The 25,126-nt window shown below is 54.8% G+C and carries 26 protein-coding genes and 1 pseudogene; 13 read left to right on the forward strand and 14 right to left on the reverse strand.

All coding sequences use genetic code 11. The annotated features are described in order from the left end of the window. The first annotated feature begins 112 nt into the window (after positions 1–112). Positions 113–625, forward strand: a complete 513-nt coding sequence (gene ssb, locus ACXAGA_RS15485) for a single-stranded DNA-binding protein (protein ID WP_475118368.1) — start codon at positions 113–115, stop codon at positions 623–625. Positions 626–676: 51 nt separating this feature from the next. Here ssb and aroB read toward each other — a convergent pair whose 3' ends face one another. After that, positions 677–1,783, reverse strand: coding sequence for a 3-dehydroquinate synthase (gene aroB, locus ACXAGA_RS15490; protein ID WP_475118369.1), 1,107 nt, complete (start codon positions 1,781–1,783; stop codon positions 677–679). Further along, the gene (locus ACXAGA_RS15495) at positions 1,780–2,382 is read right to left on the reverse strand and encodes a shikimate kinase (RefSeq protein WP_475118370.1); all 603 of its coding nucleotides are present in this window, start codon (positions 2,380–2,382) and stop codon (positions 1,780–1,782) included. Before ACXAGA_RS15495 ends, aroB begins: the two co-directional genes overlap by 4 nt. A gap of 99 nt (positions 2,383–2,481) precedes the next feature. Here ACXAGA_RS15495 and ACXAGA_RS15500 point away from each other — a divergent pair, with 99 nt between their 5' ends. Genes ACXAGA_RS15500 through ACXAGA_RS15515 form a run of 4 tightly spaced genes read left to right on the forward strand, consistent with a single transcriptional unit; the run spans position 2,482 to position 6,430 of the window. After that, the gene (locus tag ACXAGA_RS15500) at positions 2,482–2,637 is read left to right on the forward strand and encodes a hypothetical protein (RefSeq protein WP_475118371.1); all 156 of its coding nucleotides are present in this window, start codon (positions 2,482–2,484) and stop codon (positions 2,635–2,637) included. A 3-nt stretch (positions 2,638–2,640) separates the two neighbouring features. Continuing rightward, the gene (locus tag ACXAGA_RS15505) at positions 2,641–4,185 is read left to right on the forward strand and encodes a hypothetical protein (protein WP_475118372.1); all 1,545 of its coding nucleotides are present in this window, start codon (positions 2,641–2,643) and stop codon (positions 4,183–4,185) included. Positions 4,186–4,199: 14 nt separating this feature from the next. After that, entirely contained in the window at positions 4,200–5,114 is a 915-nt protein-coding gene (locus ACXAGA_RS15510; RefSeq protein ID WP_475118396.1) for a site-specific tyrosine recombinase XerD, read from the forward strand. Positions 5,115–5,137: 23 nt separating this feature from the next. Further along, positions 5,138–6,430: an HlyC/CorC family transporter gene (locus ACXAGA_RS15515; RefSeq protein WP_475118373.1), complete on the forward strand. Its 1,293-nt coding sequence runs from the start codon at positions 5,138–5,140 to the stop codon at positions 6,428–6,430. On the opposite strand, the gene ACXAGA_RS15520 is transcribed toward ACXAGA_RS15515, so the two are convergent. Further along, positions 6,431–7,978, reverse strand: a complete 1,548-nt coding sequence (locus ACXAGA_RS15520) for a helicase HerA-like domain-containing protein (protein ID WP_475118374.1) — start codon at positions 7,976–7,978, stop codon at positions 6,431–6,433. A gap of 411 nt (positions 7,979–8,389) precedes the next feature. On the opposite strand from ACXAGA_RS15520, the gene ACXAGA_RS15525 reads away from it, so the two are divergent. Continuing rightward, complete coding sequence (locus ACXAGA_RS15525) at positions 8,390–8,962, forward strand: invasion associated locus B family protein (protein ID WP_475118375.1); 573 nt, start codon at positions 8,390–8,392, stop codon at positions 8,960–8,962. Between the two features lie 29 nt (positions 8,963–8,991). Here ACXAGA_RS15525 and ACXAGA_RS15530 read toward each other — a convergent pair whose 3' ends face one another. Genes ACXAGA_RS15530 through ACXAGA_RS15545 form a run of 4 tightly spaced genes read right to left on the reverse strand, consistent with a single transcriptional unit; the run spans position 8,992 to position 13,246 of the window. Beyond that, positions 8,992–10,203 (reverse strand): beta-ketoacyl-[acyl-carrier-protein] synthase family protein, encoded by a 1,212-nt coding sequence (locus tag ACXAGA_RS15530; RefSeq protein ID WP_475118376.1) that lies wholly within the window; start codon positions 10,201–10,203, stop codon positions 8,992–8,994. A 6-nt stretch (positions 10,204–10,209) separates the two neighbouring features. Further along, positions 10,210–10,467 (reverse strand): acyl carrier protein, encoded by a 258-nt coding sequence (locus ACXAGA_RS15535; protein WP_475118377.1) that lies wholly within the window; start codon positions 10,465–10,467, stop codon positions 10,210–10,212. 53 nt (positions 10,468–10,520) lie between these two features. Further along, entirely contained in the window at positions 10,521–11,618 is a 1,098-nt protein-coding gene (locus tag ACXAGA_RS15540; RefSeq protein ID WP_475118378.1) for a UDP-3-O-(3-hydroxymyristoyl)glucosamine N-acyltransferase, read from the reverse strand. A gap of 29 nt (positions 11,619–11,647) precedes the next feature. After that, positions 11,648–13,246 (reverse strand): L,D-transpeptidase family protein, encoded by a 1,599-nt coding sequence (locus tag ACXAGA_RS15545; protein ID WP_475118379.1) that lies wholly within the window; start codon positions 13,244–13,246, stop codon positions 11,648–11,650. 320 nt (positions 13,247–13,566) lie between these two features. Here ACXAGA_RS15545 and mepK point away from each other — a divergent pair, with 320 nt between their 5' ends. The 3 genes from mepK (at position 13,567) to ACXAGA_RS15560 (ending at position 15,963) form a co-directional block, all read left to right on the forward strand. Next, positions 13,567–14,133, forward strand: coding sequence for a peptidoglycan L,D-endopeptidase MepK (mepK, locus tag ACXAGA_RS15550; protein ID WP_475118380.1), 567 nt, complete (start codon positions 13,567–13,569; stop codon positions 14,131–14,133). A gap of 252 nt (positions 14,134–14,385) precedes the next feature. Further along, positions 14,386–14,763: a helix-turn-helix domain-containing protein gene (locus ACXAGA_RS15555; RefSeq protein ID WP_475118381.1), complete on the forward strand. Its 378-nt coding sequence runs from the start codon at positions 14,386–14,388 to the stop codon at positions 14,761–14,763. 93 nt (positions 14,764–14,856) lie between these two features. Further along, positions 14,857–15,963 (forward strand): methyl-accepting chemotaxis protein, encoded by a 1,107-nt coding sequence (locus tag ACXAGA_RS15560; protein WP_475118382.1) that lies wholly within the window; start codon positions 14,857–14,859, stop codon positions 15,961–15,963. Positions 15,964–15,965: 2 nt separating this feature from the next. Here the strand turns inward: ACXAGA_RS15560 and ACXAGA_RS15565 are convergent, their stop codons facing one another. Genes ACXAGA_RS15565 through ACXAGA_RS15580 form a run of 4 tightly spaced genes read right to left on the reverse strand, consistent with a single transcriptional unit; the run spans position 15,966 to position 19,947 of the window. After that, entirely contained in the window at positions 15,966–17,495 is a 1,530-nt protein-coding gene (locus tag ACXAGA_RS15565) for a phospholipase D family protein (protein ID WP_475118383.1), read from the reverse strand. After that, positions 17,488–19,230 carry a sensor histidine kinase gene (locus ACXAGA_RS15570; protein ID WP_475118384.1) on the reverse strand — a complete coding sequence of 581 codons (1,743 nt, stop codon included), beginning with the start codon at positions 19,228–19,230 and terminating at the stop codon, positions 17,488–17,490. The genes ACXAGA_RS15565 and ACXAGA_RS15570 overlap by 8 nt, the downstream gene beginning before the upstream one ends. Continuing rightward, positions 19,227–19,805, reverse strand: coding sequence for an RNA polymerase sigma factor (locus ACXAGA_RS15575; protein WP_475118385.1), 579 nt, complete (start codon positions 19,803–19,805; stop codon positions 19,227–19,229). Before ACXAGA_RS15575 ends, ACXAGA_RS15570 begins: the two co-directional genes overlap by 4 nt. Beyond that, complete coding sequence (locus ACXAGA_RS15580) at positions 19,795–19,947, reverse strand: NepR family anti-sigma factor (protein WP_475118386.1); 153 nt, start codon at positions 19,945–19,947, stop codon at positions 19,795–19,797. Before ACXAGA_RS15580 ends, ACXAGA_RS15575 begins: the two co-directional genes overlap by 11 nt. 103 nt (positions 19,948–20,050) lie before the next feature. On the opposite strand from ACXAGA_RS15580, the gene ACXAGA_RS15585 reads away from it, so the two are divergent. Beyond that, positions 20,051–20,863: a response regulator gene (locus ACXAGA_RS15585; protein ID WP_475118387.1), complete on the forward strand. Its 813-nt coding sequence runs from the start codon at positions 20,051–20,053 to the stop codon at positions 20,861–20,863. A gap of 53 nt (positions 20,864–20,916) precedes the next feature. Here the strand turns inward: ACXAGA_RS15585 and ACXAGA_RS15590 are convergent, their stop codons facing one another. Both ACXAGA_RS15590 and ACXAGA_RS15595 read right to left on the reverse strand, forming a co-directional pair. Beyond that, entirely contained in the window at positions 20,917–21,399 is a 483-nt protein-coding gene (locus tag ACXAGA_RS15590; RefSeq protein ID WP_475118388.1) for a Dps family protein, read from the reverse strand. 46 nt (positions 21,400–21,445) lie between these two features. Further along, complete coding sequence (locus tag ACXAGA_RS15595) at positions 21,446–21,619, reverse strand: DUF1328 domain-containing protein (RefSeq protein WP_475118397.1); 174 nt, start codon at positions 21,617–21,619, stop codon at positions 21,446–21,448. Positions 21,620–21,784: 165 nt separating this feature from the next. On the opposite strand from ACXAGA_RS15595, the gene ACXAGA_RS15600 reads away from it, so the two are divergent. Together ACXAGA_RS15600 and ACXAGA_RS15605 are read left to right on the forward strand one after the other, a co-directional pair. Continuing rightward, on the forward strand, positions 21,785–22,108 hold the full coding sequence (locus ACXAGA_RS15600) for an ElaB/YgaM/YqjD family protein (protein WP_475118389.1): 324 nt from the start codon (positions 21,785–21,787) through the stop codon (positions 22,106–22,108). A 5-nt stretch (positions 22,109–22,113) separates the two neighbouring features. Then, a complete protein-coding gene (locus tag ACXAGA_RS15605) occupies positions 22,114–22,440 on the forward strand; it encodes a phage holin family protein (protein ID WP_475118390.1) in 327 nt (108 codons plus the stop codon). A 48-nt stretch (positions 22,441–22,488) separates the two neighbouring features. Here the strand turns inward: ACXAGA_RS15605 and ACXAGA_RS15610 are convergent, their stop codons facing one another. Then, positions 22,489–23,541 (reverse strand): NAD(P)-dependent alcohol dehydrogenase, encoded by a 1,053-nt coding sequence (locus ACXAGA_RS15610; RefSeq protein WP_475118391.1) that lies wholly within the window; start codon positions 23,539–23,541, stop codon positions 22,489–22,491. 207 nt (positions 23,542–23,748) lie between these two features. On the opposite strand from ACXAGA_RS15610, the pseudogene ACXAGA_RS15615 reads away from it, so the two are divergent. Next, positions 23,749–24,821, forward strand: a pseudogene (locus ACXAGA_RS15615) (IS3 family transposase); the annotation flags it as partial. Positions 24,822–25,126 lie beyond the last annotated feature (305 nt).

Below are 25,126 nucleotides of genomic sequence, written 5' to 3' on the forward strand. Positions count from 1 at the left end.
GCCGCCCCAATGCATTGGATTCCGCCCCGAAAGCCGATATTTGGGTTTCAATACCAAACGCAGGGTGATGTAACCTCCTGCAAATAACATTCAGATTCGAGGGAGATGCCGCATGGCCGGATCCGTGAACAAAGTCATTCTGATCGGCAATTTGGGCCGCGATCCAGAGGTCCGCAGCTTTAGCAACGGCGGCAAAGTCGTCAACCTGCGCATTGCGACATCGGAAAACTGGAAAGACCGCAACACAGGCGAACGCCGCGAACGCACAGAATGGCATTCGGTCGCCATCTTTAACGAAGCCGTCGGCCGCATCGCAGAACAATACCTGCGCAAAGGGTCCACCGTATACATCGAAGGCCAGCTGGAAACCCGCAAATGGCAGGACCAGAACGGCCAAGATCGTTACAGCACCGAAGTCGTTCTGCGCCCCTATACCGGCACCCTGACCCTGCTGGGCGGTCGCGGTGACGGCGGCGGCCAAGGCGGCGGTGGCAACTACGGTGGCGGCGGTTACGATAACGGCCCATCGGGCGGCGGTTACGGCGGCGGCTATGACAACGGCCCATCGGGTGGCGGCGCGCCATCGGGCGGCGGTTCGAACATGGACGACGAAATCCCGTTCTAAAATAAATAAGGGCAGCAAACGCTGCCCTTTCTTTTTGCCTATTTGGCCCTCTTAGCCGCGCAATGCGTCGACCAACACACCATGCACCACGTCGCGCGGCACATCAGAGGTCACAAAGGATTGCCCAATCCCGCGGGCCAGAATGAACCGCAGTTTGCCGTCGATCACCTTTTTGTCTTGGCCCATCAGGTCCAGCAGCGCATCCGCATCAGGCAGATCGCCCGGAATATCCGTGACATCGGTTTTCATCCCCATATCGCGCAGGTGGGCGCGCACGCGGCTTGGGTCCTCTTGGGAACATAGCCCCAAACGGGCCGATGTTTCGAACGCCAGCGCACAGCCAATCGCCACGCCTTCGCCGTGCAGCAGACGGTCGGAATAGCCCGTCGCCTTTTCCAACGCGTGACAGAACGTATGGCCTAGGTTCAGCAATGCGCGGTCCCCCTGTTCGGTTTCATCGCGCAACACGATTTCGGCCTTCATCTGGACCGAACGGGTCACGGCATGAACGCGGGCATCCATATCCCCTGCGGCCATGCGCGTTGCGTTGGTTTCCAACCAATCGAAAAACGCGGCATCGCCCAGCAGGCCGTATTTCACGACCTCGCCATATCCTGCCAGAAAATCGCGCTGGGTCAGCGTGGACAAAACGGAGGTATCGGCCAAAACCAGCGACGGCTGATGGAACGATCCCACCAAATTTTTGCCGTGATCCGTGTTGATCCCCGTCTTTCCCCCGACCGAGCTATCGACCTGAGCCAACAACGATGTCGGAATTTGCACAAAACGAACGCCGCGGCGCAGGATCGCAGCGGCAAAGCCGACCAGATCGCCAATCACACCGCCGCCCAGCGCAATGACCAGCCCCGTGCGTTCGACCTTTTGATCCAGCAGCCATTCAACCGTGCGGATCAATTCAGGCCAGCGTTTCGTGGATTCGCCCGCAGGCAGAACCAATGCGTCATGCGCAATGCCAGCAGCATCCAATGACGCCTGCAATGTCGCCAGATGAATACCCGATACGTTATCGTCCGTCACAATAGCCACGCGCGGCACCCGCAACATAGGCGCGATACGCGTCCCAGCCGACTGCAATAGATCAGGGCCGATCACCACATCGTATTCGCGGCCCTCTAGGCCGACATGAACGGTATTCATTCTGTAGTTTCCTCTAGCACGTCAGGACGCGTCAGCAGCGCCTGGATCACGCCATCTGTTGTTTTGTCGATGCTGTTTTTCAGCTGCGTTTCGACCGTCAGGTTTGCCAAAGAATACACTGGCGTCCGTTGGTCCAGCAAATCAGACAGGGTCTGTTTGGGATTGGCCGTCCGTAGCAGGGGGCGCGAATTTTTATGACGCACCCGTTCCCACAGTGTATCCAATGACGCCTTTAACCAAAGCGATACGCCTTGGTTGGTGATCGCCGTGCGGTTCCGTTCGGCCATGAACGCGCCGCCGCCCGTCGACAGGACGCAGGCGGGACCAGACAAAAGGCGTTTGATGACTTCGCTTTCACGGCGGCGGAAAAAGTCCTCTCCGTCGCGGGCAAAGATTTCCGGAATGGTTGTGTTGGCCGCCCGTTCGATTTCGGCGTCCGAATCCAAAAACGGCACGTCCAGACGTTCAGCCAAGGCTTTGCCGATGGCGCTTTTGCCCGAACCCATCATTCCAACCAGCACGACTGTGCGCTTTAATTGGAATTTCGGTAGGCTATCTGAACTTGCCTCGATATCGGCTGTCGGTTGCCGAGTTGTCATTTTTCGTCCCGAATGGCGTGATATTGCCAGCAAGGGCATATATAAAGACAGCCAAGGGTGCAAAGCCCATGAGGCGTCTGAGGCAAGAAAGGCAAAATAATGTTGTGGCGAATTCTAAAAATCCTGATCGTCCTTGCGGTTTTGGCAGGCATCGCATTGGTTGTATATGCCTATGTCGGCCCGATTATTTTCCCTGCTGATTTTGCGGCTCCGTCCGAAACAGTGACAGCGCCAGTGACCTTTAGTATCGAATGATCCATGACCCCTGCTAGGTACGCGATTTCCTTTGTTTTATTGGCTGGTCAGGCTTCTGCGCAAACGAATGCGCCCCTGTCGGCCATTGATTGGTTGTCGCAATCTGTGAACCCAATTCAGGTCGGTATTCCGTTGGATAACGGCATTATAGACCCGAACCAACCCAATGGCGCCGCTGCTGCCGAAGTGACCGTTAGCCCATTGGACAGCGCATCACCTGATGTTGTCGGGTTGTTGCCATCGTCGGTCACCGGGTTGCCTCAAACGCTTTGGTCTTACAGCCACGAATCGGATCTCACGACGCTGATGGCGGACGCGCCGACGGAATCGCTCCCTGCGGTTCAGGAACTTTTGGTCATGCTGACCCTAGCCGAAGCCAAACCGCCGCTGGACGCGGGCAATGATGGTGCGCTGTTCATGGCGCGCGTCGACAAACTGTTGGACATCGGCGCGTTGGAACAGGCCCAAGCCCTGCTAGAGGCTGCCGACCCAGTCGAGCCAGCGCTGTTCCGCCGTTGGTTCGACATTTCGCTGCTGACCGGCACCGAAGCCCCAGCCTGTAAAATGCTGCAAGAGGCCCCCGATTTATCCGCCACCTACGCCGTTCGTGTGTTCTGCATCGCGCGCGGCGGGGATTGGGACACTGCCGCGTTGATCCTGAACACGGGCATGGCTTTGGGCGATCTGGACACGGACGAAGTGAACCTGCTTTTGCGGTTCCTTGATGCCGACATGGATGATAGCGCCACGGCGTTGCCTATCCCTGATCCTGTCACCCCGCTGAAATTCCGCCTGTTCGAAGCGATTGGCGAACCGCTGACCACCGCGCAATTGCCGCGCGCTTTTGCGCATGCTGATCTGCGCGGCGTTGCCAGTTGGCGCAATCAATTAGCGGCCGCTGAACGGCTGGCACGCTATGGCGCTGTGGATGATAATGTTCTGCGGTCGCTGTATAACGCGCGGCGCCCTGCTGCATCCGGGGGTATCTGGGACCGCGCCGAGGCATTCCAGCGGTTCGACACAGCGATACGCGCCAAAGACCCGACATCCGTCGCAGCCACCCTGCCCGCCGCTTGGGCCGCAGCGCAATTCGCGCGGATCGAAGTCCCATTTGCGCGATTGTTTGCAGATGACCTCATGGCGCTGCCTTTGACGGGTGACATCGGTCAAACGGCGTTTCATATCGCATTGCTATCCGGCAAATATGAACAGGCCGCGATTGATTACATCCCAACAACGACCAACGACGCGTTTCTGATCGCTGTGGCACGCGGTGATGTGTCGGATGTAACGCCCGAAACGGTTCGCGAAACCGTTGTCTACAATGCCTTTACCGGCAACGCGGCCATTCCGGACAAAATCACGGCCCTTTTGTCCGATCAAAAACTGGGCGAAGCGTTGCTATCCGCAATCCACCTGATTGATCGCGGCATTGACGGTGACAGCAGCCAAATCACGGATGCATTGACCGCTTTGCGCGCCGTCGGATTAGAGGACACCGCCAGACGCGCTGCTCTCCAGTATATTCTGTTAGAGAGAGCGCTGTGACCGCCGACCGTCCAATGCCCCACTGGGTCCAGAGTTTTCTTGAAGCTCAGGCCGCCGAATTGGATGCCGCGACCAACACGCAATTGGCCTATGCCCGCGACCTGAACGATTTCATCGGTTGGCTGGCATATCGCAAACTGCATTTCGCCACGGCCCAGCGCGACCAGATCGAAGGCTATTTGATCGATTGCGAAGCCGAAGGTCTGGCTGTGTCGACACGCGCCCGACGTTTGTCCGCCATTAAACAACTATATCGTTTCGCATTCGAAGAAGGCTGGCGTACCGACAATCCCGCAGTTCAGATCAAAGGCCCGGGCAAAGCGAAAAAGCTGCCCAAAACTTTGCAGGTCGAAGATGTCGACAGGCTGCTGTCGGCGGCACGTAGCACAGGGCGTGATACCACGCGAAACACCTGCCTGATGGAAATCCTATATGCCACAGGCATGCGCGTGACCGAATTGGTCAGCTTGCCCGTGGCGGCCGCGCGCGGGAACCCGCAGATGATTTTGGTGCGCGGCAAGGGCGGCAAGGAACGCATGGTGCCCCTTTCAGATGCGGCGCGTATTGCGCTGGTCGATTGGCTGGCAGAACGCGACACAGCCGAAGATCTGGCCAAACGCAAAGGCACACCGCCATCGAAATTCCTGTTTCCATCGCGGGGCAAATTAGGCCACCTAACGCGGCACCGGTTTTTCACCCTGATCAAAGAAATCGCTGTCGCTGCTGGCGTATCACCCGACGCCGTGACTCCGCACACGATGCGCCACGCCTTTGCAACGCATCTATTGGCGGGCGGCGCAGATTTGCGGGCGATTCAAACGATGTTGGGCCATGCTGATCTGGCAACAACCGAAATCTATACCCATATCCTAGACGAACGGCTAAAAGAGCTGGTGCTAACCCACCACCCGTTGGCCGAAAACGAATAATAACGACCCTTTGGACGACACTGATGATTGACGCCGCCTTTTGGATGACCGCTGCTGCGATTGCTGTATTGCTGGTTTTTTCTGCTTTCTTTTCTGGGTCCGAAACGGCTCTGACGGCTGCCAGCCGCGGTAAATTGCGGTCTGCTGCCGACAAAGGGTCCAAAGGCGCGGAAACGGCGCTGGATGTGACCGAAGACAACGAACGCCTGATCGGATCTATCCTGCTGGGCAACAACGTGGTCAACATTCTGGCAACGTCGCTGGCGACCGCGCTATTGACCAAAGTGTTCGGGCAGAACGGGGTTGCGCTGGCAACACTGGCCATGACGCTGCTGGTTCTGATCTTTGCCGAGGTTTTGCCCAAAACCTATGCCATCACCAATTCGGAAACCGTTGCGTCCCGCGTTGCTGCCCCGATCAAGGTCGTGATCCTGATCTTTTCGCCTGTCGTTGCCGCCGTTCAGGTACTGGTGCGTTTGGTTTTGCGTCTGTTTGGCGTCCGAATTGACCCCGACAGCAACGTTCTAGCCGTCCGAGAGGAAATCGCAGGCGCATTGCAACTGGGCCATTCCGAAGGTGTTGTCGAAAAAGAAGACCGCGACCGTATTCTGGGCGCGCTGGATTTGTCTGACCGATTTGTCGAAGAGGTCATGACCCACCGCTCTGGCATCGAAATGCTGGATGCGTCGCTGCCCGTTGGCGAATTGCTGACCCGCGTGTTGGACAGCGCCCATACCCGCCTGCCCCTATACAAAGACGATCAGGAAAACATCGTCGGCGTCCTGCATTCCAAAGATTTGCTGCGCGCTATGCACAAAATGCTAGAAGACGGTCAGATGGACACCGCCGAAATGGCGCAGTTTGATATTCTGTCCGTCGCGATGGAGCCGTATTTCATCCCCGAAACCACGACCTTGGACGACCAGATGCGCAAATTCCTGCATCGCAAAACGCATTTTGCGTTGGTGGTGGATGAATATGGCGGCCTGCAGGGCCTGATTACCCTAGAGGACATTCTAGAAGAAATCGTCGGTGAAATTTCGGATGAATTCGATGAACCCGAAGACGATATGATCCAACCGACAGGCGACGGCGCCTATATCGTGGACGGTGCCATGACGATCCGCGACCTGAACCGCGCACGCGACTGGCAATTGCCCGATGACGAGGCCAACACATTGGCCGGCCTTGTCATTCACGAAGCTCAGATGATCCCCGTCGAAGGTCAGGTATTCAGTTTCCATGGGTTCCGGTTCGAAGTGACCGGCAAAGAACAAAACCGCCTAAGCAAGATCAAGGTGCGCCCGCTGGAGTGATCAGCGGGATTTGAACAAACCGCCCAGAATGCCGCGCACGATGCGGCGCCCTGTGGTACCACCCAATTCTTTGACTAACGCTTGGGTCATCGCTTGACCCACGGTTTTCTGGCGGCTGGACGATACACGTTTTGACGTCGTTCGTTTCGTGCTGCCACCATCCCAACGGCGGGCATTCTGGAATTCGCGGGGGGCCTCTTCTTTGGCGGCTTCGGCTTTGGCCTCTGCCTCTTCGGCCTCTTTGGCGGCCTGATCGGCGCGGGAACGCAGCATTTCAAAAGCGGATTCACGATCAACGGTTTTGTCGTATTTCGCGCCCAATGGTGATGCATTCATCAACGCCTGACGCTCTGCTGCGGTGATCGGGCCCAATTGCGACGCAGGCGGACGGATCAGCGTTCGCTGCGCGATCCCTGGGATACCTTTGCGTTCCAACATGGATGTCACGGCTTCGCCTGTACCGACTTCGGTGATGGCGTCGGCGATATCAAACGCGGGGTTCGGGCGATAGTTTTCCGCCGCTTGGCGCAATGCCTTTTGATCTTTGGCGGTAAACGCGCGCAACGCATGCTGCACGCGGTTGCCCAATTGGCCCAGAACGTCTTCGGGGACATCAGCGGGGTTTTGGGTGATGAAATAAACGCCCACCCCTTTGGAACGGATCAAACGCGCGACCTGTTCAACCTTGTCTACCAACGCCTTTGGCGCGTCATCGAACAGCAAGTGCGCTTCGTCAAAGAAGAACACGAATTTCGGTTTATCGGGGTTGCCGACTTCGGGCAGTTCTTCGAACAATTCAGAGAGCAGCCACAGTAGGAACACCGCATATAGGCGCGGCGAATGCATCAGTTTATCGGCGGCCAGAATGTTGATCTGCCCGCGCCCGTCCGCATCGACCGACATCATGTCAGACAGCGCCAGCGCAGGTTCGCCAAAGAATTCCGCCGCACCTTGATTTTCCAGAACCAGCAATTGACGCTGGATCGCACCGATGGAGGATGACGCGATATTGCCATAGCGCAGCGACAGATCGCCCGCATTTTCGCCGACCCAAACCAGCAGCGCCTGTAGGTCTTTTAGATCCAGCAACGGCAAACCGTCTTCGTCCGCGACGCGGAACGCGATGTTCAATACGCCTTCTTGGACGTCGGTTAATTCCAACATACGCGCCAACAGTAGCGGGCCCATTTCCGCAACGGTGGTGCGCACAGGATGGCCCTGTTCGCCGTACAAATCCCAGAACGTCACTGGAAATTTGCCGTACTGCAGATCCAGCCCGATGGTGTCCGCGCGTTTCATGAATGCGTCATGCAATTTGAAATCCGCCGACCCGCAGGCCGCTAGCCCCGAAAGGTCGCCTTTGACGTCAGACAAAAACACAGGAACACCCGCTGCGGCGAACCCTTCGGCAAGAATTTGCAAGGTGACCGTTTTGCCGGTGCCCGTCGCACCTGCGATCAATCCGTGGCGGTTTGCGTATTCAAATAATAGGGTCTGCGGCTCTGCATAGCCTGCCCCACCACCACCGATAAAAATTCCGTCCGACATATTGGCCCCCTGACTAGATACGATGCTAAAATACATTCTTAACCGTTTCCCGCTAGTGTGAATTTGTCGGGCGTAAAGTGCTGAATGCTTGATATTTTTCCTCCCTGTCTGACTTGCCGCACCTTCGGGTGCGGTTTTTTTTGCCTGTCTCACAAAAGATGTATTTTCCCTGTTGACGACCCCCGAACCATTTCGTAGCGTCTGGCCAAATAGTCGGCCAAGTCCGACAGGGAGAGATGGGAAAAGGGATCGCTTTGCGGTCCCTTTTCTCTTTCAGGGTATACTTTTAGGCAACGTTGTTAATGTAACGGATATGGGCACAATCCCGCCGATATTCACATAAATGCGACCTGACAGTCCGATGCGAAATGTGATAGGCCGATTGCCAAAGAAATGAAGACAGGAAACCTAATGTTCCAGACTTTGAAACCCTACGCGGTTGCCGCGCTGGTCCTTTCGGCTGGTGCCGGCTACGCACAAGATACCTCGGCGCCCGAGGTAAACATGGGCAGCACCGAAGGCCCGACAGTTGGTCAGGTCTATCAGGCTGAAACCATCGGCGATTGGGACCTACGGTGCCTGAAAACCGAAGACGGCGACGATCCATGTCAGATGTATCAGCTGCTGACCGATGAAACCGGTCAAGCCGTGGCAGAGGTCAATCTATTCCCAATGCCCGCAGACCACCCAGCCGCCGCAGCTGCGACTGTTATGGTGCCACTGATGACCCTTTTGGCCGACGGTATCAGCGTCACTGTGGATGACGGGCAAACACGCCGTTACCCGATCGAATTCTGTGGCCCCGAAGGCTGTATCAGCCGTATGGGTTTCACCGACGAAGATCTGGCCGCGTTCAAGGCCGGTGCTGTCGCCAAAGTACGCATTGTACAGGCCGAAGTATCCGAAGGCGCCGAAGTGACGCTGGATATGTCACTAAGCGGATTTACCAGCGCGTTCGAACAGGCTGATCCGCCCACCAACTAAAAAGAAAGCCGCCCAATGGGCGGCTTTTTTCATGGGGCTTTGCGCAGGGCGAGAACCGCGTTTAACCCACCAAAGGCAAAGGCGTTTGATAGCACGACATCGACGTTCGCCTCTCGTGCCTCATTCGGAACAACATCCAGCGCACATTCGGGATCGGGTTCTTCGTATCCGATTGTCGGGGCGATCACCCCGTCTTTTAGCGCCATGATACAGGCCAGCAATTCAACAGCGCCTGTGCCGCCAATCAAATGCCCATGCATCGATTTGGTCGACGACATCATCAGTTTGTCCGCATGACTGCCAAAGGCGTCGGCAACCGCCGCCGATTCCGTTTTGTCATTCGCCGCCGTTCCCGTGCCGTGCGCGTTGATATAGCCAACTTCGGTCGGGTTGATTTGCGCATCGCGCATCGCACCGACGATCGCGCGGTTTGCCCCCTGTTTCGACGGCATCACGATATCCGATGCGTCCGAAGACATGGAAAAACCGATGACTTCGGCCAGAATATTCGCACCGCGCGCTTTGGCGTGTTCGTATTCTTCGAACACGAAAACCCCAGCGCCTTCGCCCTGCACCATACCGTTGCGGGTCGCGCTGAACGGGCGGCAGGCGTCTTTGGACATCACGCGCAAACCTTCCCATGCTTTGACGCCGCCAAACACCAACATAGATTCCGACCCGCCCGTCAGCATGGCCCGCGCCATGCCCGACCGGACCATCTGAAACGCCAGGCCCATCGCGTGGTTCGATGATGCACAGGCGGTCGCCACGGTAAATGACGGGCCGCGCAGATTAAATTCCATCGACACATGGCTGGTTGCCGCGTTGTTCATCAGTTTGGGTACGATAAACGGATGAACGCGATTTTTGCCTTCTTCATAGACGGCGCGGTAATTTTCGTCCTGCGTCGTCAGCCCGCCGCCAGATGTTCCCAACACAACGCCGGACCGATCAGCAAGTTCGCCGCGAAATTCGATACCCGATTGCGCCATCGCCTGACGCGCCGCCAATAGCGTAAATTGGGTGAACCGGTCATACAGCGAAATCTGCTGGCGATTGAAATGGTCGGCTTCGTCATATCCACGCACCTGCCCGCCGATTTTCACGGCCAAACGGTCAACATCGCGAATATCCAGCGGCCCAATCCCACAGCGGCCTTCGCGGAACGCTTCGAAGGTTTGCGGAACATCATGGCCCAGCGCGTTAATCGTGCCGGCACCTGTAATTACAACGCGGTACATCCGAAATTACACCTTGGCCTTAACCAAGTTTTCGACAGCATCCACAATCGACGCCACCGAAGAAATATCAAAATCGCTTTCGCTTGGGTCGTTGGCATTGAACGGCACCGAAATATCAAAGGCCTCTTCGATTGCGAAAATGCTTTCGACCAATGCCATGCTGTCGATGCCCAAATCCTCTAGGGTGTTGTCCATCGATACATCGGACGGTTCCAGAACCGCCTGTTCTGCAATGATTTCAATGACTTTTTCTTTGATATCCATACTGCGTCCCGCCTATTCCAATCGGCCCAACCCCAAAAGACTGTGCCAAAGATTTAGTCATTATGACCGGTTTTTGAAACCGATTTTTGAAGGTCTGAAATCATTTGGCGCAAACGCGGCAAACGGCGCAGTTCCTTCATTGTCTGGAATTCTTCATGACGTTCACGGGCCGGATGCCCCATCATGATGGCACCCTGCGGCACATCCGACAAAACAACCGATGCGCCGGTGACAACAGCGTCTTGGCCAATAGTCAGGTTGTCACGCACAGCCGAACGGCCACCCAGCATGACCCGATCCCCAACGACCGTGGATCCTGCGATCGCGACCTTTGCCGCTAGAACGCAGTCACGCCCCAGAATGACATTGTGACCAACCTGAACCAGATTATCCATTTTGCAGCCATCCCCCACCTGCGTGGCGCGAATGGTCCCTGCATCAATGGCCGTCAACGATCCGATTTCGACATCATTGCCAATCATGACACCGCCCAGCGAATGAATGCGGTGCTGTTTGGCGTCCTCAGGCGCATCAAGGCGCATTTCTTTGACGCCTTTGCCCATGCGTTCGAAATTGGATGGGGTCCGTGTCACCCAGCTAAAGCCATCGGCACCGATTACAGAATTGGGATGGATCACCACGCGGTCGCCCAATCGCGACCGACGCATGATGCGTACGCCGTCCAACAGGACACAGTCATCGCCAATTTTTGTGTTCGGTCCGACAGACACATGTGACGCGATCCGCGTGCCGTCACCGATCACGGCCCCCGCGGCGATGAACGAAAACGGACCTATCGATACGTTTTCACCAATAGATGCCCCAGGTTCGACAACGGCCGACGGATGCACACCATCGGCAATGTCGAAATCGGTATCCAGCAGCTGGGTCAAATGCGCCATCGCCAACCGCCCACGCGGTGCAACAATCGCGGCCTTTAGGCCATAGCTTTGCCAATCACAGCCAGGCCAAACGACGGCGACTTGTGCGTCGCCTTGTGGGATGGCCGCAGCATAACTGGGGCCCAGCGCCAAAGCCAAATCCGTTGCCTTGGCGGATGCGGGTTCCGCAGCCGACGTAATTGTCAGAGAAAGATCACCAAAAGCCTCTGCATCCAAAGCTTCGGCAATTTGCCGTACCGAATATCCCATGAGGGCAATCCTTTTTGTTTCCAAAGGATTTAACCGCTCACGCTGGCAATCTCCACCCCTTCGCGTTGCAAAGCAGACCAAATACGCGCGTCACGCCCGTAAACGTCGCGTCGGTATTCCATCGTGCCGTCTGCATTGGTGTATGCGGTGCGATAATCCAAATGCACCGGCACAGGCGTTTGCAGATCAACGCGGGTCTCTTGACCCGACCGTAGGCGCGATTGGAAATATTCGACGGGATCATCCGTCTGAACCGCCAATAGCGCATAGGCAAAATCATGTGGGTCATCCAAACGAATGCAGCCATGGCTGAAGGCACGGACTTCGCGGCTGAACAGGTTCTGCGCAGGCGTGTCGTGTAGGTAGATGTTGTAGCGGTTCGGGAACATGAATTTAACCGATCCCAACGCGTTTCGCGGACCAGGAGGCTGTTTCATCGAATACGGAAAGCTGGACGAGGTAAAACGGCTAAAATCCTGATTTCGCGAAACAACTTGCCCGTTCGACGCAATAATTTGCAGGTGACCGACTGCGCCCGCGTTTGACTGCAGCTGTGGTAGATATTCGTTCACAATGATCGAACGCGGGACATACCAGCTGGGATTGATGACCATAAATTCCATCACGTCGGAAAATTCCGGCGATTGTCGATCACCCGACAAAGCGCCGATAACCGACCGCGTTTCGAACGTGACGATGTCATTGTCGATAATCTGGGCCGTGAAATCGGCCTGATTGACCCAAACGTGACGCGCCCCGCGATCAACGCCAAGCCACCGTTCACGCTCCATCGCGACAATGACAGATTCCAAACGGTCACGGGCCGATACATTGGCCTGTTCAATCGTGCTGGGGCCCGCAACGCCATCAGCGTTCAACCCATGATGTTGCTGGAATTTCAGAACGGCCGCCTGCATCGCGTCATCATATTCAGCGGTCATCGTGCGCGACAAATACCCCATGCGGATCAAACGGTTGCGCAACTGCACGACCGCGTTGCCCGTATCGCCCGGGCGCAGCGTATCAGAGGCCGCGACCACATCGCCCCATCCGCCAGCGGCGATTTGGGATTCCAGCTGCATCTTTGCGCGCATCAAACGGGCGTATTCCGCTGATTGCGGCGCAAGGCTGCGCAGGAATTCAACTGGGTTGGCATCAGCAAAAGCCGCCAGAACGGCAGCACCGTCAAATTCTGGGCGGTCGCGTTTGATTTCGGGAATAACAGTGCCTGGGTTCAACATGCCACGCCCGACATCCGACGCGTAGTTCAGCAAAGCGCGACTAAGTTCGACCTCCATCGCGCCTAAGTCATAATCCGTCTGTGCGGCCTGCAACCGCGCCATCAACCCCGCAGCATCATACCGGCCAGCAGGCAGGCCGTGCATCTGCACGTTGGATAAAACCGACAGCAATGCATTTCGCCGCGTTTGCGTGATGTCATCCGACCCTGTCCAGATGCTTTGGAATTCGTTGGCGCGATAGAATGCTGCCAGATCATCGTCCAGTGCTGCAGTTTCAGCGACCGCTTGTTTAAAGGCTGTCACTTCGGCAGCGGCGGGCAGTGCAATCAAACCAGCCACACAAATCGAAGACGCCGCGGCCAATCTGAAAATCGAACGATGAATCACAATCGTCACCTTTGGTAAATCATACATATGTTAAAGCTGCATTATCGCGCCCAAGGGCACAATTTCCACAGCCATTATGAACCCAAACGCGGTTCCCCCCCTGTTTGTTGCGTGCTCGCATCCCTTTTTACATGCCCTTAGGTCACCCGATGGTTCAAATTTGCGCAAAATCCCGCCGATTTCCCCCTAGTCGGACAAAAATGTAGGAATCCTAGGTTGGTTCACAAAAAAGTTTGTGCTTTAAAACCCGTGCATCTGGGGATGAGATGACAACACAGTCGGCACTGCCAAGCTGACGATGCGACGGGACAGACGCATAAATGACGAACACGACCAACGCTTTTTCGCGCCGCGGATTGCTAAAAGCTTTTGCAGCTACCGCAGTCACAGCCGCGCCGACATTTTCAAATGCGACGGGTTTTCTACGTGGTGCGGGCGACATTCGCCGCATTCAGATGTATTCCGGTCGGACTGGTGAAAAGCTGGACATGATCTATTGGATCGAAGGCGAATACATCGGTGAATCCCTGCAACAGGTGAACAACTTTATGCGTGACTGGCGCAACGGCCAGACGGTGGACATCGACACACGCACGATCGATATCATCGCAGCAACGCACAACCTGCTGGACGTGAACGAACCTTACATGCTGCTGTCGGGCTACCGTTCGCCTGCAACGAACAACATGTTGCGGTCGCAATCGTCGGGCGTTGCACGCAATTCGCTGCACATGCGCGGTCAGGCGGCTGATCTTCGCCTTGCGAACCGTTCGGTCAACCAAATTTCCCGCGCCGCGCAATCGTGCAGCGCTGGCGGCGTCGGTCGCTACCCTGGCTCTAACTTTGTACATATGGACTGCGGCGCAGTTCGTACTTGGAACGGTTAACCACTCCCGTCGCGGCATATTTGTCCCTGTGCCGCGACACCAACCGATTCTGTAAAGTCGGTTATCACTTTCCTTAAAATTGCAGGTCTGTTAGCGCCGCAACTACGGCACTACGCTACGTCATGCGTTGCGCATACTTTGCTGCCTTTTTTCGTGTCCTTACGACTATTTTGTGAGAAAAATCGCATTTCCAGCATTGAAAATCGGCCACTCACAAGAGAAACCTACCTTATAAGATAGGTAGGTATCCGAATGGCTCATCCAATCGACAGTTTTGTCGCTCAGAAAATCCGCACGGCACGCCTGATGCGTGGCCTAACCCAATCGGCTTTGGCGGATCATATCGGCTGTTCGTTTCAGCAGCTTCAGAAATACGAAGCAGGCCAAAACCGCGTATCGGCATCACGTCTGTACGAAATTTCCCAAGCCTTAGATGTCGCGCCTGCGTATTTCTTTGATGGCATCGAAACCGACGCCGAAAACGAAGAAATCGATACCACGGCATCCCGTATTCTGTTCGCTTTGGCAAAAATCGAAAACGCGACAGTCAAAGAAACGTTGTGCCGTTTGGTACAGTCAATCGCGCAGACATCCGATGACACCGGCACTATTGCGGACCAAGGCGAATAAAAACGCCTATAGCTATCCTTTCAGGCTCTAAATTAAATTTCGCCCTGCCGTTTCTACACTCAGGTGAAACGTTGGAAACGCAAAGGCGATTTTATGAAACCAACCAAACTCTCGCAAACTTTGGCGCGTCAATGCGTTGCCGTGATCGCAGCAGTAAACGCAGTATTGGTTGTTGCGCTGACGGTTCTTTATCATCTGACGTTTTCAGGCATTAGCCCCGATAACCCATCAACGGTTTCGGTGTTTTTCGCGCTGTTTGCGGCGGGCACGATTTCAATGGCCATCCCGCTGTTCTATTACCGCAATCAGACAGCCCCACTACAGCAGCTATCTAATCTGCTGAACGACGTTGCGAATTCCAAAAACTTGACGCTTCGCCCCAAAGGTGAGGACAAAGCATCGCAATCGGCTAATGCATTCCTGTCCGAATTGGGCCGCACCCTGTCTGCCATTCGCAATGATGCAGAATGCGTAGAGAGTTCGACATCGACCGTGTCGTACGGCGTGAAAAAGGTGTCTGAAAATACTGAAATGCAGTCGTCGACGGTCGAAGAATTGTCCGCATCTGTAGAAGAAACCGCAACCATGGTCCGCGCAAACGCGCAGTCGGCCAGCATTGCAAATGACATGGCACGCAAGACCGCGGATATTTCGCGCGACGGTCACGCTCAGGTCGCCAACATGGTGTCTGCCATGGATGAAATCGACAGTTCGTCCCGCGAAATCATCCAAATCATCAAAGTGATCGACGAAATCGCGTTCCAAACCAACCTACTTGCGCTGAACGCAGCGGTCGAGGCCGCCCGCGCCGGCCAACATGGTCGCGGTTTCGCAGTGGTGGCCCAAGAGGTCCGCAATCTGGCTGCCCGTTCGTCCAAGGCCGCTGGTGAAACATCGCGCCTGATTGAAACCGCACGTCAACAGGTGGAAACAGGTGTAAACACCGCTGCGCAAACCCAAGAAACCTTTGAACAGATCAGCACGGGCATTGGCGAAGTTGCGTTGAAAATCAACGAAATCACCGTCGCCAGCACAGAACAGACCCGTGCGGTTGACCAGATCAATCATGCGATGGGATCGATTGAAAAATTGATGCGCGAAAACCGCGACCAATCCGAAGAGCTGACCGAAACAACGACTAATATGCAGAAATTCAGCGACGCCCTGCTGGAACGGCTTAGCCAGTATCGGTTCGCCTAAAGTCAGACCATTTCTTCGGGCATGCCGGGCATTGGCAGTGCCGTTGATTGCGCTGCGCCCTGATCATATGGAACTAGGAAACCCTGCCGTTCATTCGGCGGGGTTTTCACATTTTCATCGACCGCGCGGCGCCAGTCATCAAACGCCGCTGCGCCGTTTTGAAATGCAGGATCGTTTGGCCACCAATGCGACCACAGGGTATTTTGCAGCGCCTTGACGTCCGTTTCTTTGGTCAACACCACGCCTGTTTCGGTGTCCCATCGCATCGATCTGCCGTTCAAGTTGGCAGAGGACACAATCGCCGCCCGTCCGCTGAATACGGACACTTTGGAATGTACGTAAATCACAGGCGCGCCATGTAGGGTCGCGCGTGACGCGCCATGATCCGACTGTGCGGGCGATCGGCGCTGAACGGGCGATACAACGATCAATCGGTCGCCAAACGCCTTGCGTATTTTCCGCAAACATTGAACCTGCAAATAATCGCCATATCGCCCGTCCAATTTCGGGTCATTTTCAAAAGCAACGGTTTCAGGTGCAGCAGGCAACACCAACACCAGCTGCAGGTCGGGCTGTTGTTGCGACCGTTTCGCCAAAGCCTGCGCGATGCGTTTGTCCCGAAAAAACTGGGTTTCCAGATAAATCAGCCCCTGAGCCACCGCAATCTCAGCCAGATGCCGATCGGCAATATCTGACAAAACGGTTTCGGGCCCAATCGCGAACAGGTTCCGCCGACTGCGTCGCCGCGACAACGTGCGCAAAACATCGGGGGTATGCGCGGGATTCGATTGTCCACAGACCACAGACACAAAGCTGGCCAGATGATCGGCGGCCTGCGCGGCGATGGCGGGGTCATCAATCAGCACCTGCACATCATGCCATGTTTGTTGGGATGGTCTATCGTGCGACCAGTTGTCGAAACGACGTTCATCCAAATCCAGCCCCCCGATATAAACCCAACGGTTATCGATTACGGCGGTTTTCTGGTGATGCGTCGCGGGATAGTTCGGGACTTGGGCAATGCCTGCGGTATTCACCAAACTGCGCACGCCTGGAATACGCGCCAACGCCCGCCGTTTTCGGCCCGTGCCAGATGCAAATTTCTGCTGAAGTTTGCGAATTTTGGCAGAAACAAAAGGACGCAATAACAGGCGCGGAACCCACCCCATGCGCGCAGGGTGCATCACAGGGTAGACGATCAAATCAGCGGCCTTTTCGCCCGCGATTTCGCGCACTCCGCATAAAATCCGCACTGTCTGCCACGTACCGCCATGCAATTCAGTTGCCGCGACAGGGTCAAAATCGGACAGATATAGCGTGATTTTCACACCGCGCCGCAACACGTGAACCAGCAGATCGACCCATGTGTCGCCAATGTCTTGCGCCTCAACAGACCGTAATTTCGTAAGGGGATCGAAAACACGAAACCCCATCACGATTTCCGACTGCGCCTGTAGAAATTTCCGTTCCAAGGCGGGATAGGCATCATCAGCGCTGATTAGGACCTGAACATCCGTACCCACATCAGGCATCCCAATTGTCGGTTGGTTCCGTTTCGTCAAAATCCGCAATCGGGAATTTGATCGTAACCGAAAACTGATCGTCCTCTTTGTTTTCTTCAATGCTGCCGTTCATTTGCATAACGAAAGCATTGATCAACTGATGACCCAAATTGGTTGTCGCCAGCCCGGCATCTAGGGACACGACTTCGCCCGTCGAATTGGAAATCGTGAGGCATCCGTTCAGATCATCAACCTGTTCCAGTTTCACATGCAGCCACGGTTTCCCCATCAGGGGACGGCCCACATATTTCATCGCGTTCGTCACCAATTCCGATGTCGCCAACGTCAGCGGCACCGCCTGATCGGGATACACAACAATCGGATCATAGCTTTGTTCGACGGAGACGCCTTCGACGTCATGCATAAAGGACCCGATGGTTTGACCCACAATCGTTTTTAACAATTCATCGGCCCGAACGCGTTCTTCGGTCGAGGTTTCATACAGTTTCTGGTGCACCCGCGCGATATTCATCACCCGCAGCTGAACGTTGCTCAGCGCCTGACGTACTTCGGTCGATTTTGATTTCCGCATCTTCATATTCAGGATCGACGCGATAAGCTGCAGGTTGTTTTTCACGCGGTGATGGACTTCGCGCAGCAGAACCGTTTTTTCGTGGATCATGTCGTGCAGTTCGGCTTCGTCATGTAGAACGTTTTCGGCCAAACGCGCCCAAGTGTCTTCCATTTCGCGCAATTCCAGCGGCGTCGCGCTTTCGTATTTTGGCGGAGAAATTTTCCGCGACCGCATGAAATACAGCATACGAGCCCGCAGGTTGCGGGTCGGGCGAATGACCATACGTTGAACGGCAAAGAATGCAACACCGACACACGCCAGCCACATCGCGATTGGAAACAGGATCGAACCGGTTATGTTCAAACCGTCCACAATCGCCGCGCGGCGCGCGTGCCCCCAGCTGCCCAATGCGTAAACCGTACCATCCACAATCGGGACCACGGCAAATACGCGTACATCACCATTGTTGTTCGTTCCGATGAATGACTGTTCGCCTTGATTGGTCAAATCGACCAAGTCACGACCAGCGGGCAGAAAACCTTCGACATTGTCCCATCCCGCATCAGAGGTCAGCACCTCTCCGGCGGCGTTGAACGTCAGCAGTTCAACGGGGCGTTCGGGATCTTCTTCTTGCAGGGGATTGAACATGGACCGATGCGGCAAAGAAACGCCCACATATCCATCATAGATGCCGTTCACAAAAACGGGCACCGCAACGACAACCACCGATGTCATGCTAATCGGCGCTTCCATGACGATCGAAACGCGTTCCTGTGGGTCGTCGCGCATTTCGCCGACCAGTTTCAGGGTCGATACATCCATCCCCTGCCCGCCAGATGCGCAGGTCACGACGCCTTCGGCGCTGACATACCCAGCAAAAGAAAAAGCATTGGAAAGACGCAAGAAATTCGACAGCGGCTCTTGGCAGTCCCACCCGCTTTCGCGGTAGGTTGGGATACTACCGGCAATCGCCTGCGCCGCGCCAAATGCCGTCCTGATATAGGCCTCTTCGCCAGCGGCGGCATCAGCGGTCAACGCAACAAGGCTGTTTTCCGCACGTCTATCCGCCGCATCCAACAATTGGTGCGTTTGGATCAATGAAATCAATCCGATAGGCAACAAAGTGATCGCCAACAACGCAGCAATGCGAAAGGTTAACGACTGGCTGGTCGTCTTTAGTTTAGTAATCAAGCAATCGACTTTCTAGGCATCTGGCTAGAGGAAACGACCGCAGACGTCGCCGCATCTGTCATATCCAAGCTGTCATTTTCGCCAATATCCATCAGCTCTGCCAATCGCGCACGCCCACGGTTCACGCGGCTTTTGATGGTTCCGACAGCAACCCTGCAGGTCTCTGCGGCTTCTTCATAGGAAAACCCAGATGCGCCAACCAGCATCAACGCTTCGCGCTGTTCATCAGGCAACTGTGCAAAACATTTTTCAAAATCAGCCATCGCCAAACGGCCATCATGTCCAGGTTTTTCCGACAGCGTTGCAGCCATCGCGCCATCAACGTCCGCGACTTCGCGTTTGGATTTACGGTGCGCCGAATAGAATGTGTTACGCAGAATGGTGAACAACCAAGCGCGCAGATTTGTGTCTGCTTGGAATTTGTCGAAATTCTTCCACGCTTTGACGATGGCGTCCTGCACCAAATCGTCCGCTTGGGCCGAATTTCGGGTAAGGCTCATGGCAAAAGCGCGCATTGCAGGCAAATGTTCGATCACCGCGTCCCGTGGATCTGCAGTCGGCATATCATTTGCCATCTTGGGTTTCCTGCTGCTTGAGCTGCGCAAGCAGGTCCATGAAACGGTCTGGCACGTCTTCCTCGATTGTCTTACGATAAACCTTCTTCAAGTTCTCATCGATCTGCTGCTCGAGGTTGGACTTTGGCTTTTTGGGATCCATCCTGTTTCCTATTTATTATCGGGACCAAAAAAATTCACATCTTATGGAACTAACTCGCGACATCTGCGTTTGTTCCATAGAAAAATGAAAAGGGTCACATTTTATGACTATCGCATCTGACGCAAATTCGCTGTCCGTTACTGTTGCAAACCTCCTGCCATATCTACGCCGTTATGCCCGCGCTCTTACGGGCAGCCAGCAGACCGGTGACGCATATGCCGCTGCAACCCTAGAAGCCTTGCTGACAGATCGTTCGGTTTTCGAATTGGGACTGGATCACAAAGTCGCGCTATTCCGCACATTTCACACCATCTGGAACAGCACAGGCGCGCCAATCGACGATACCGAAGAAGGCATCGCAAAACGCGCCCAGACCCATATGGCCAAACTAACCACGAACACACGCGAAGCATTGCTCTTGCACACCATCGAAGATTTTTCCCCTGATGATATCGCATTGATCATGGAAATCAGCACCGAGGAGGCAAGCGACTTGATCGATATCGCCCACCGCGAGATGGAAGACAGAATTACAGGCCGCATCATGGTGATCGAAGACGAAGCGATCATCGCGATGGACATCCAAGACATCATAGCGGACATGGGCCATGCGGTCACGGGCGTCGCACGCACCCAAACCGAAGCAACCGCTTTGGCTGTGGTGGAACGTCCTGACCTGATTTTGTCGGACATTCAATTGGCAGATGGTTCATCTGGCATCGATGCCGTCAACGACATTCTGAAAGCTGCGGGTGATATCCCAGTGATCTTTATCACGGCATTCCCAGAACGTCTGCTGACCGGCGAACGCCCAGAACCTGCATTCGTCATCACCAAACCATATTCCGAAGAACAAGTCAGATCGGCAGTCAGCCAGGCGATGTTCTTTGCCAGCACCGAAACGTTGCACGCATAAACAAAAAACCCCGCCGCACTTTCTGCGGCGGGGTTTTTCGATGATTTAGATGTTTACGAAACGATTGCCCGCAACATCCAAGCGGCTTTTTCGTGGAAAGCAGACCGCGCCGTTGCCATGTCTTCGGTCACTGGGTCGCCCTGATATCCTGACAATTTGATCAAAGCATGAAACCGATGCGCAATGCGTTCGTGATCTTGGGCTAGGTCGCTAACCAAGGCGTTTGCATCTGTCGGATCGACCGTTTCACCGATGACGGAACCATCTGTCAGGCCCGCAATTTTAGTCGGAGTCTTTTCGCCCAAAGCGCGAATTCTCTCTGCAATTTCATCGGTTGCTTCGAACAAGTCATTATACTGATCTTCGGTCAACTGATGGATCGAATAGAACGTCGGACCTTCGACGTTCCAATGGTACACATGCGTTTTGATCAGCAGCCGGTAGGTATCTGACAATACGCTGGCCAACGCACCGGCCACGGATTCTTCGTCTTTGATACCTGTATGTAAATCTGTTTTTTTCGTTTGAATGTTCATGATTACACCTTCTATTTGATCTTTTCTACGCTCGTGGATGTCCGCCTTAGACCGGCGGGTTACCGCGTACCGCGCGCGCCACCATTGCGACAACGAACAAGATCAAAAAGACCACGAACAGAATTTGCGCGATCCCAGCAGATGCCGAAGCCAAGCCACTAAAACCAAATACTGCAGCGATCAACGCTACAACCAGAAATGTTAATGCCCAACCTAACATGTGAGCCTCCTTTTCAACTTTACCATGCGCCGCACTGGCGCTGTTATGTTGAAACAACGCGCCCCAGCCGAAAAATGTTCCGATAAAAAAATTGAAAAACTTTGGAACCAAAATCGCGATCAGGCGTTTCATGTTCAACAAATGATCAAATGATTGGAGTTTAAAATGGCACGTTCCGCTGCATCGACTAAAGATGAAACCATTGATGATCTGCACGCCCAAATTGCGACCCTGAAATCGGATATCGCCGTACTGACAGGCACCGTGAAAGATCTGGGTATCGAAAAGAAAGACAACCTATCCGCGGCCGCATCCGCAGGCGCAGAGATTTTGAAAATGAAAGGCCAAGCCGCCCTACATGACGCCCAAACCACCGCGAAAAAGGCGGCTGAACAGGCTGAAACGACTGTACGCGAAAATCCAGCTGCGGCAGTCGGCATTGCTGCAGGCGTTGGATTTCTGGTTGGTATGTTCGCGGGCCGTCGGTAACCCTTATGATCAGCGCACTTAAACACTCAGCGGCCCAAACGGCCAAGCGTTCGGCGCTTGGTCTACTGGGTGGATTAATCATGGCCTTCGGCGTTGCATTCCTGACCGTGGCCGCTTGGATCGCGATTTCGATCTCGGCTGATCCATTTACCGCAGCGCTGATCATCGGCAGCGTCTACACAGGGGTCGGCCTGATTATTTTGGCCTTTGCCCTGTCAAAGAAACCACACGCGCGGCCATCTACCCCACCGCAAACCGCCAATTACGGCGCCGTGGTGGACAGTTTCATAAATGGATTTGCGGCTGGATCTACCGTCCGCCATCGCAAGTAATTTTCAAAAAGAAAGAGCGCTTTGATATGTCTATCAAAGCGCTCTTATTTATTCATCAATAACGATCTGCATTTTGACGTCTGACGGCGGAGCCGAGGCCGCCAGATCAAACGCTGCGATACTGTCATCAAACCCAAAGGTCCGAGTGATCAGCGGTTTAACGTCAATCGCCCCCGAACTGATCATGCCTACACACCGCGGGAAAACATGCGCATATCGGAAAATGTTTTCGACGCGCGCCTCGCGGATCATCGCAGCGCCCGCATCATAGGAAATCGGATCTGGCTGCCCCCCAATCATGACGACACAGCCGCCGGGCGCCAAAGGTTCAAATACCTGCGCTGCTGCTTTTGGGGACCCTGTTGCCTCGAACACGACATCAGCGCCCCACCCTTCGGTATTGCGTTTGACCGTATCGACCAAATCATCATTCATAACGTTCACAGGCACGATGGCAGGCGACAGGGACGCCGCGATATCCAGTTTTATTTGCGCGATGTCCGATACGAACACACGCGCACATCCCGCAGCCAAAGCAGCCAGAGCCGTCACCAAACCGATCGGCCCTGCCCCCATGACAACCGCAACATCACCTGGTTTTACCCGCGCTTTAGTCGCCGCATGAACGCCAACAGCCAAAGGTTCAATCATCGCACCTTCGGCAAAAGACACATTATCCGGCAGTTTAAAGGTAAAGTCGGCAGGATGTACGCACGTCGGGCGCAGAATTCCGTGGATAGGCGGCGTCGCCCAAAAACGAACCGCCGGATCGATGTTATACATACCCAATCGAGCCGCTTTGGAATTCGGGTCAGGAATGCCAGGTTCCATACAAACGCGATCACCGACAGACAGATGACTTACCTCGGCCCCCAGCTCGATCACGGTTCCTGCCGCTTCGTGCCCCAAAACCATCGGTTCGTTGACGACAAAGGGACCAATGCGACCGTGGGTATAATAATGAACGTCCGATCCGCAAATACCAACCGTATGCAGTTTAATACGTACATCACGGGGACCAAGAGTTTCCTCAGCCTTGGATAGCTCGGGAAAATCACGCAAGGATAGTTCGTTTTTCCGCTCTAGGACCAAAGACTTCATCGATATTTTCCCAAATGTAGCGTGGAATACAGATCATCCCCCAGCTTTATTACTCAATTACATTGAGTAAAAGCCTGATCAACCTCAGTCTTAATAATTGACCTGGGCCCCTGAATCTCCTCCAGCTTTGTGTAGAGTCCGCCCAACCAAAGGACGGACAAATGAAGACGAGATTCACCGACGAACAGATCATTCAGATGATCAAGGATTGAGGAAGAGCAGGAATTGATCTGGGAGATCAATTCCCTGACGAACGAAGCTGGCGAGAAGACAGCTGATGTATGCAGGCGCTACGGGATCAGCCAAGACACCTTCTACAAATACAAGAGCAAGTATGGGGGCATGGAGCCCTCTGATGCGAAGAAGCTCCGAGCACTGGAAGTCGAGAACGCGAAGCTGAAGAAGCTGCTGGCGGAACAGATGCTCGACAATGCGATGCTGCGGGATGTGAACTCAAAAAAGTGGTGACGCCCGATGCCAAGCGGAAGGCGGTGGTTCATCTGATGGAAGTTCATCAGGTGAGCCAGCGTCGGGCTTGTTCTGCGCTGAATGAGGATCGTTCGACGGTGCGGTGTCAATCGCCCCGGTCGGATGACAAGGACCTGCGCGATGCCATGAAGGCGGTCGCCAAGGAACGTCGCCGGTTCGGCTATCGGCGGCTGTATGTGATGGTCGAACGGCAGGGCTGGCAAGTGAACCACAAGAAGATCCGACGGCTCTATCGCGAAGAGAAGCTCCAAGTGCGCCGCAGGGGCGGTAGAAAGCGGGCTCTGGGCACGCGAAGGCCGATGGTTGTGCCAGATGGCCCGAACCAGCGTTGGAGCCTCGATTTCGTATCTGATGCGCTGACCGATGGTCGCCGCTTTCGTATCCTGACCGTGGTGGATGACCACACTCGCGAGAACCTGACTCTTGTAGCTGACACATCGCTGTCGGGCTTGCGGGTCACGCGGGAACTCGACCGGGTCATTTCCGAACGCGGGATGCCTGAAACAATCGTTTCGGACAACGGCACCGAGTTCACCAGCATGGCCATCCTGCGATGGGTGCAGGAGAACGGCATCGACTGGCACTATATCGCTCCTGGCAAGCCGACCCGGAACGCATTTATCGAGAGCTTCAACCGCAAGCTGCGAGATGAATGCCTAAACGAAACGCTCTTCGGATCGTTGGTCGAAGCCAGATCAACGCTGGAAGAATGGCAGGAGGACTATAACACCCACAGACCACACTCGGCGCTCGGAAACCTGACGCCCAGAGAATTCGCTGAGAAAAGAACGATGGACAAACTGGCCGCGTAAGGCCATCAAACCAACCCCAAGGACTCCCCGCGAGGTGGAGGAAACTTGGGGCTCAGGTCATAATCTAAGATTATTTGACCTCATTCGCCTTAGCGCGACCAGCTTCTTCTTTCACATAAACACAAAAGAACAGGGCCAGATAACTATCGGAAAAAGAAAAAACCTCCTCATGTATTACATGAAGAGGCCTTTGTATTTGTTCATCGTAGAGAGATTTTTGGTTTTTACTAGGTCTGGCGGTGACTTACTCTCCCACGTCTTAAGACGCAGTACCATCAGCGCGA

Source organism: Marivivens sp. ABH4_498, from assembly GCF_056160585.1.

What these genes read in the sequence shown, in the direction of transcription:
- ACXAGA_RS15500 (WP_475118371.1), top strand. Translation starts at nt 2,482, where the DNA reads ATGTTGTGGCGAATTCTAAAAATCCTGATCGTCCTTGCGGTTTTGGCA.
- mepK (WP_475118380.1), top strand. Translation starts at nt 13,567, where the DNA reads ATGACGAACACGACCAACGCTTTTTCGCGCCGCGGATTGCTAAAAGCT.
- ACXAGA_RS15610 (WP_475118391.1), bottom strand. Translation starts at nt 23,541, where the DNA reads ATGAAGTCTTTGGTCCTAGAGCGGAAAAACGAACTATCCTTGCGTGAT.
- ACXAGA_RS15515 (WP_475118373.1), top strand. Translation starts at nt 5,138, where the DNA reads ATGATTGACGCCGCCTTTTGGATGACCGCTGCTGCGATTGCTGTATTG.
- ACXAGA_RS15525 (WP_475118375.1), top strand. Translation starts at nt 8,390, where the DNA reads ATGTTCCAGACTTTGAAACCCTACGCGGTTGCCGCGCTGGTCCTTTCG.
- ACXAGA_RS15605 (WP_475118390.1), top strand. Translation starts at nt 22,114, where the DNA reads ATGATCAGCGCACTTAAACACTCAGCGGCCCAAACGGCCAAGCGTTCG.
- ssb (WP_475118368.1), top strand. Translation starts at nt 113, where the DNA reads ATGGCCGGATCCGTGAACAAAGTCATTCTGATCGGCAATTTGGGCCGC.
- ACXAGA_RS15565 (WP_475118383.1), bottom strand. Translation starts at nt 17,495, where the DNA reads ATGCCTGATGTGGGTACGGATGTTCAGGTCCTAATCAGCGCTGATGAT.
- ACXAGA_RS15580 (WP_475118386.1), bottom strand. Translation starts at nt 19,947, where the DNA reads ATGGATCCCAAAAAGCCAAAGTCCAACCTCGAGCAGCAGATCGATGAG.
- ACXAGA_RS15585 (WP_475118387.1), top strand. Translation starts at nt 20,051, where the DNA reads ATGACTATCGCATCTGACGCAAATTCGCTGTCCGTTACTGTTGCAAAC.
- ACXAGA_RS15555 (WP_475118381.1), top strand. Translation starts at nt 14,386, where the DNA reads ATGGCTCATCCAATCGACAGTTTTGTCGCTCAGAAAATCCGCACGGCA.
- ACXAGA_RS15530 (WP_475118376.1), bottom strand. Translation starts at nt 10,203, where the DNA reads ATGTACCGCGTTGTAATTACAGGTGCCGGCACGATTAACGCGCTGGGC.
- ACXAGA_RS15575 (WP_475118385.1), bottom strand. Translation starts at nt 19,805, where the DNA reads ATGGCAAATGATATGCCGACTGCAGATCCACGGGACGCGGTGATCGAA.
- ACXAGA_RS15600 (WP_475118389.1), top strand. Translation starts at nt 21,785, where the DNA reads ATGGCACGTTCCGCTGCATCGACTAAAGATGAAACCATTGATGATCTG.
- ACXAGA_RS15495 (WP_475118370.1), bottom strand. Translation starts at nt 2,382, where the DNA reads ATGACAACTCGGCAACCGACAGCCGATATCGAGGCAAGTTCAGATAGC.
- ACXAGA_RS15595 (WP_475118397.1), bottom strand. Translation starts at nt 21,619, where the DNA reads ATGTTAGGTTGGGCATTAACATTTCTGGTTGTAGCGTTGATCGCTGCA.
- ACXAGA_RS15535 (WP_475118377.1), bottom strand. Translation starts at nt 10,467, where the DNA reads ATGGATATCAAAGAAAAAGTCATTGAAATCATTGCAGAACAGGCGGTT.
- ACXAGA_RS15540 (WP_475118378.1), bottom strand. Translation starts at nt 11,618, where the DNA reads ATGGGATATTCGGTACGGCAAATTGCCGAAGCTTTGGATGCAGAGGCT.
- ACXAGA_RS15590 (WP_475118388.1), bottom strand. Translation starts at nt 21,399, where the DNA reads ATGAACATTCAAACGAAAAAAACAGATTTACATACAGGTATCAAAGAC.
- ACXAGA_RS15505 (WP_475118372.1), top strand. Translation starts at nt 2,641, where the DNA reads ATGACCCCTGCTAGGTACGCGATTTCCTTTGTTTTATTGGCTGGTCAG.
- ACXAGA_RS15510 (WP_475118396.1), top strand. Translation starts at nt 4,200, where the DNA reads ATGCCCCACTGGGTCCAGAGTTTTCTTGAAGCTCAGGCCGCCGAATTG.
- ACXAGA_RS15520 (WP_475118374.1), bottom strand. Translation starts at nt 7,978, where the DNA reads ATGTCGGACGGAATTTTTATCGGTGGTGGTGGGGCAGGCTATGCAGAG.
- ACXAGA_RS15560 (WP_475118382.1), top strand. Translation starts at nt 14,857, where the DNA reads ATGAAACCAACCAAACTCTCGCAAACTTTGGCGCGTCAATGCGTTGCC.
- aroB (WP_475118369.1), bottom strand. Translation starts at nt 1,783, where the DNA reads ATGAATACCGTTCATGTCGGCCTAGAGGGCCGCGAATACGATGTGGTG.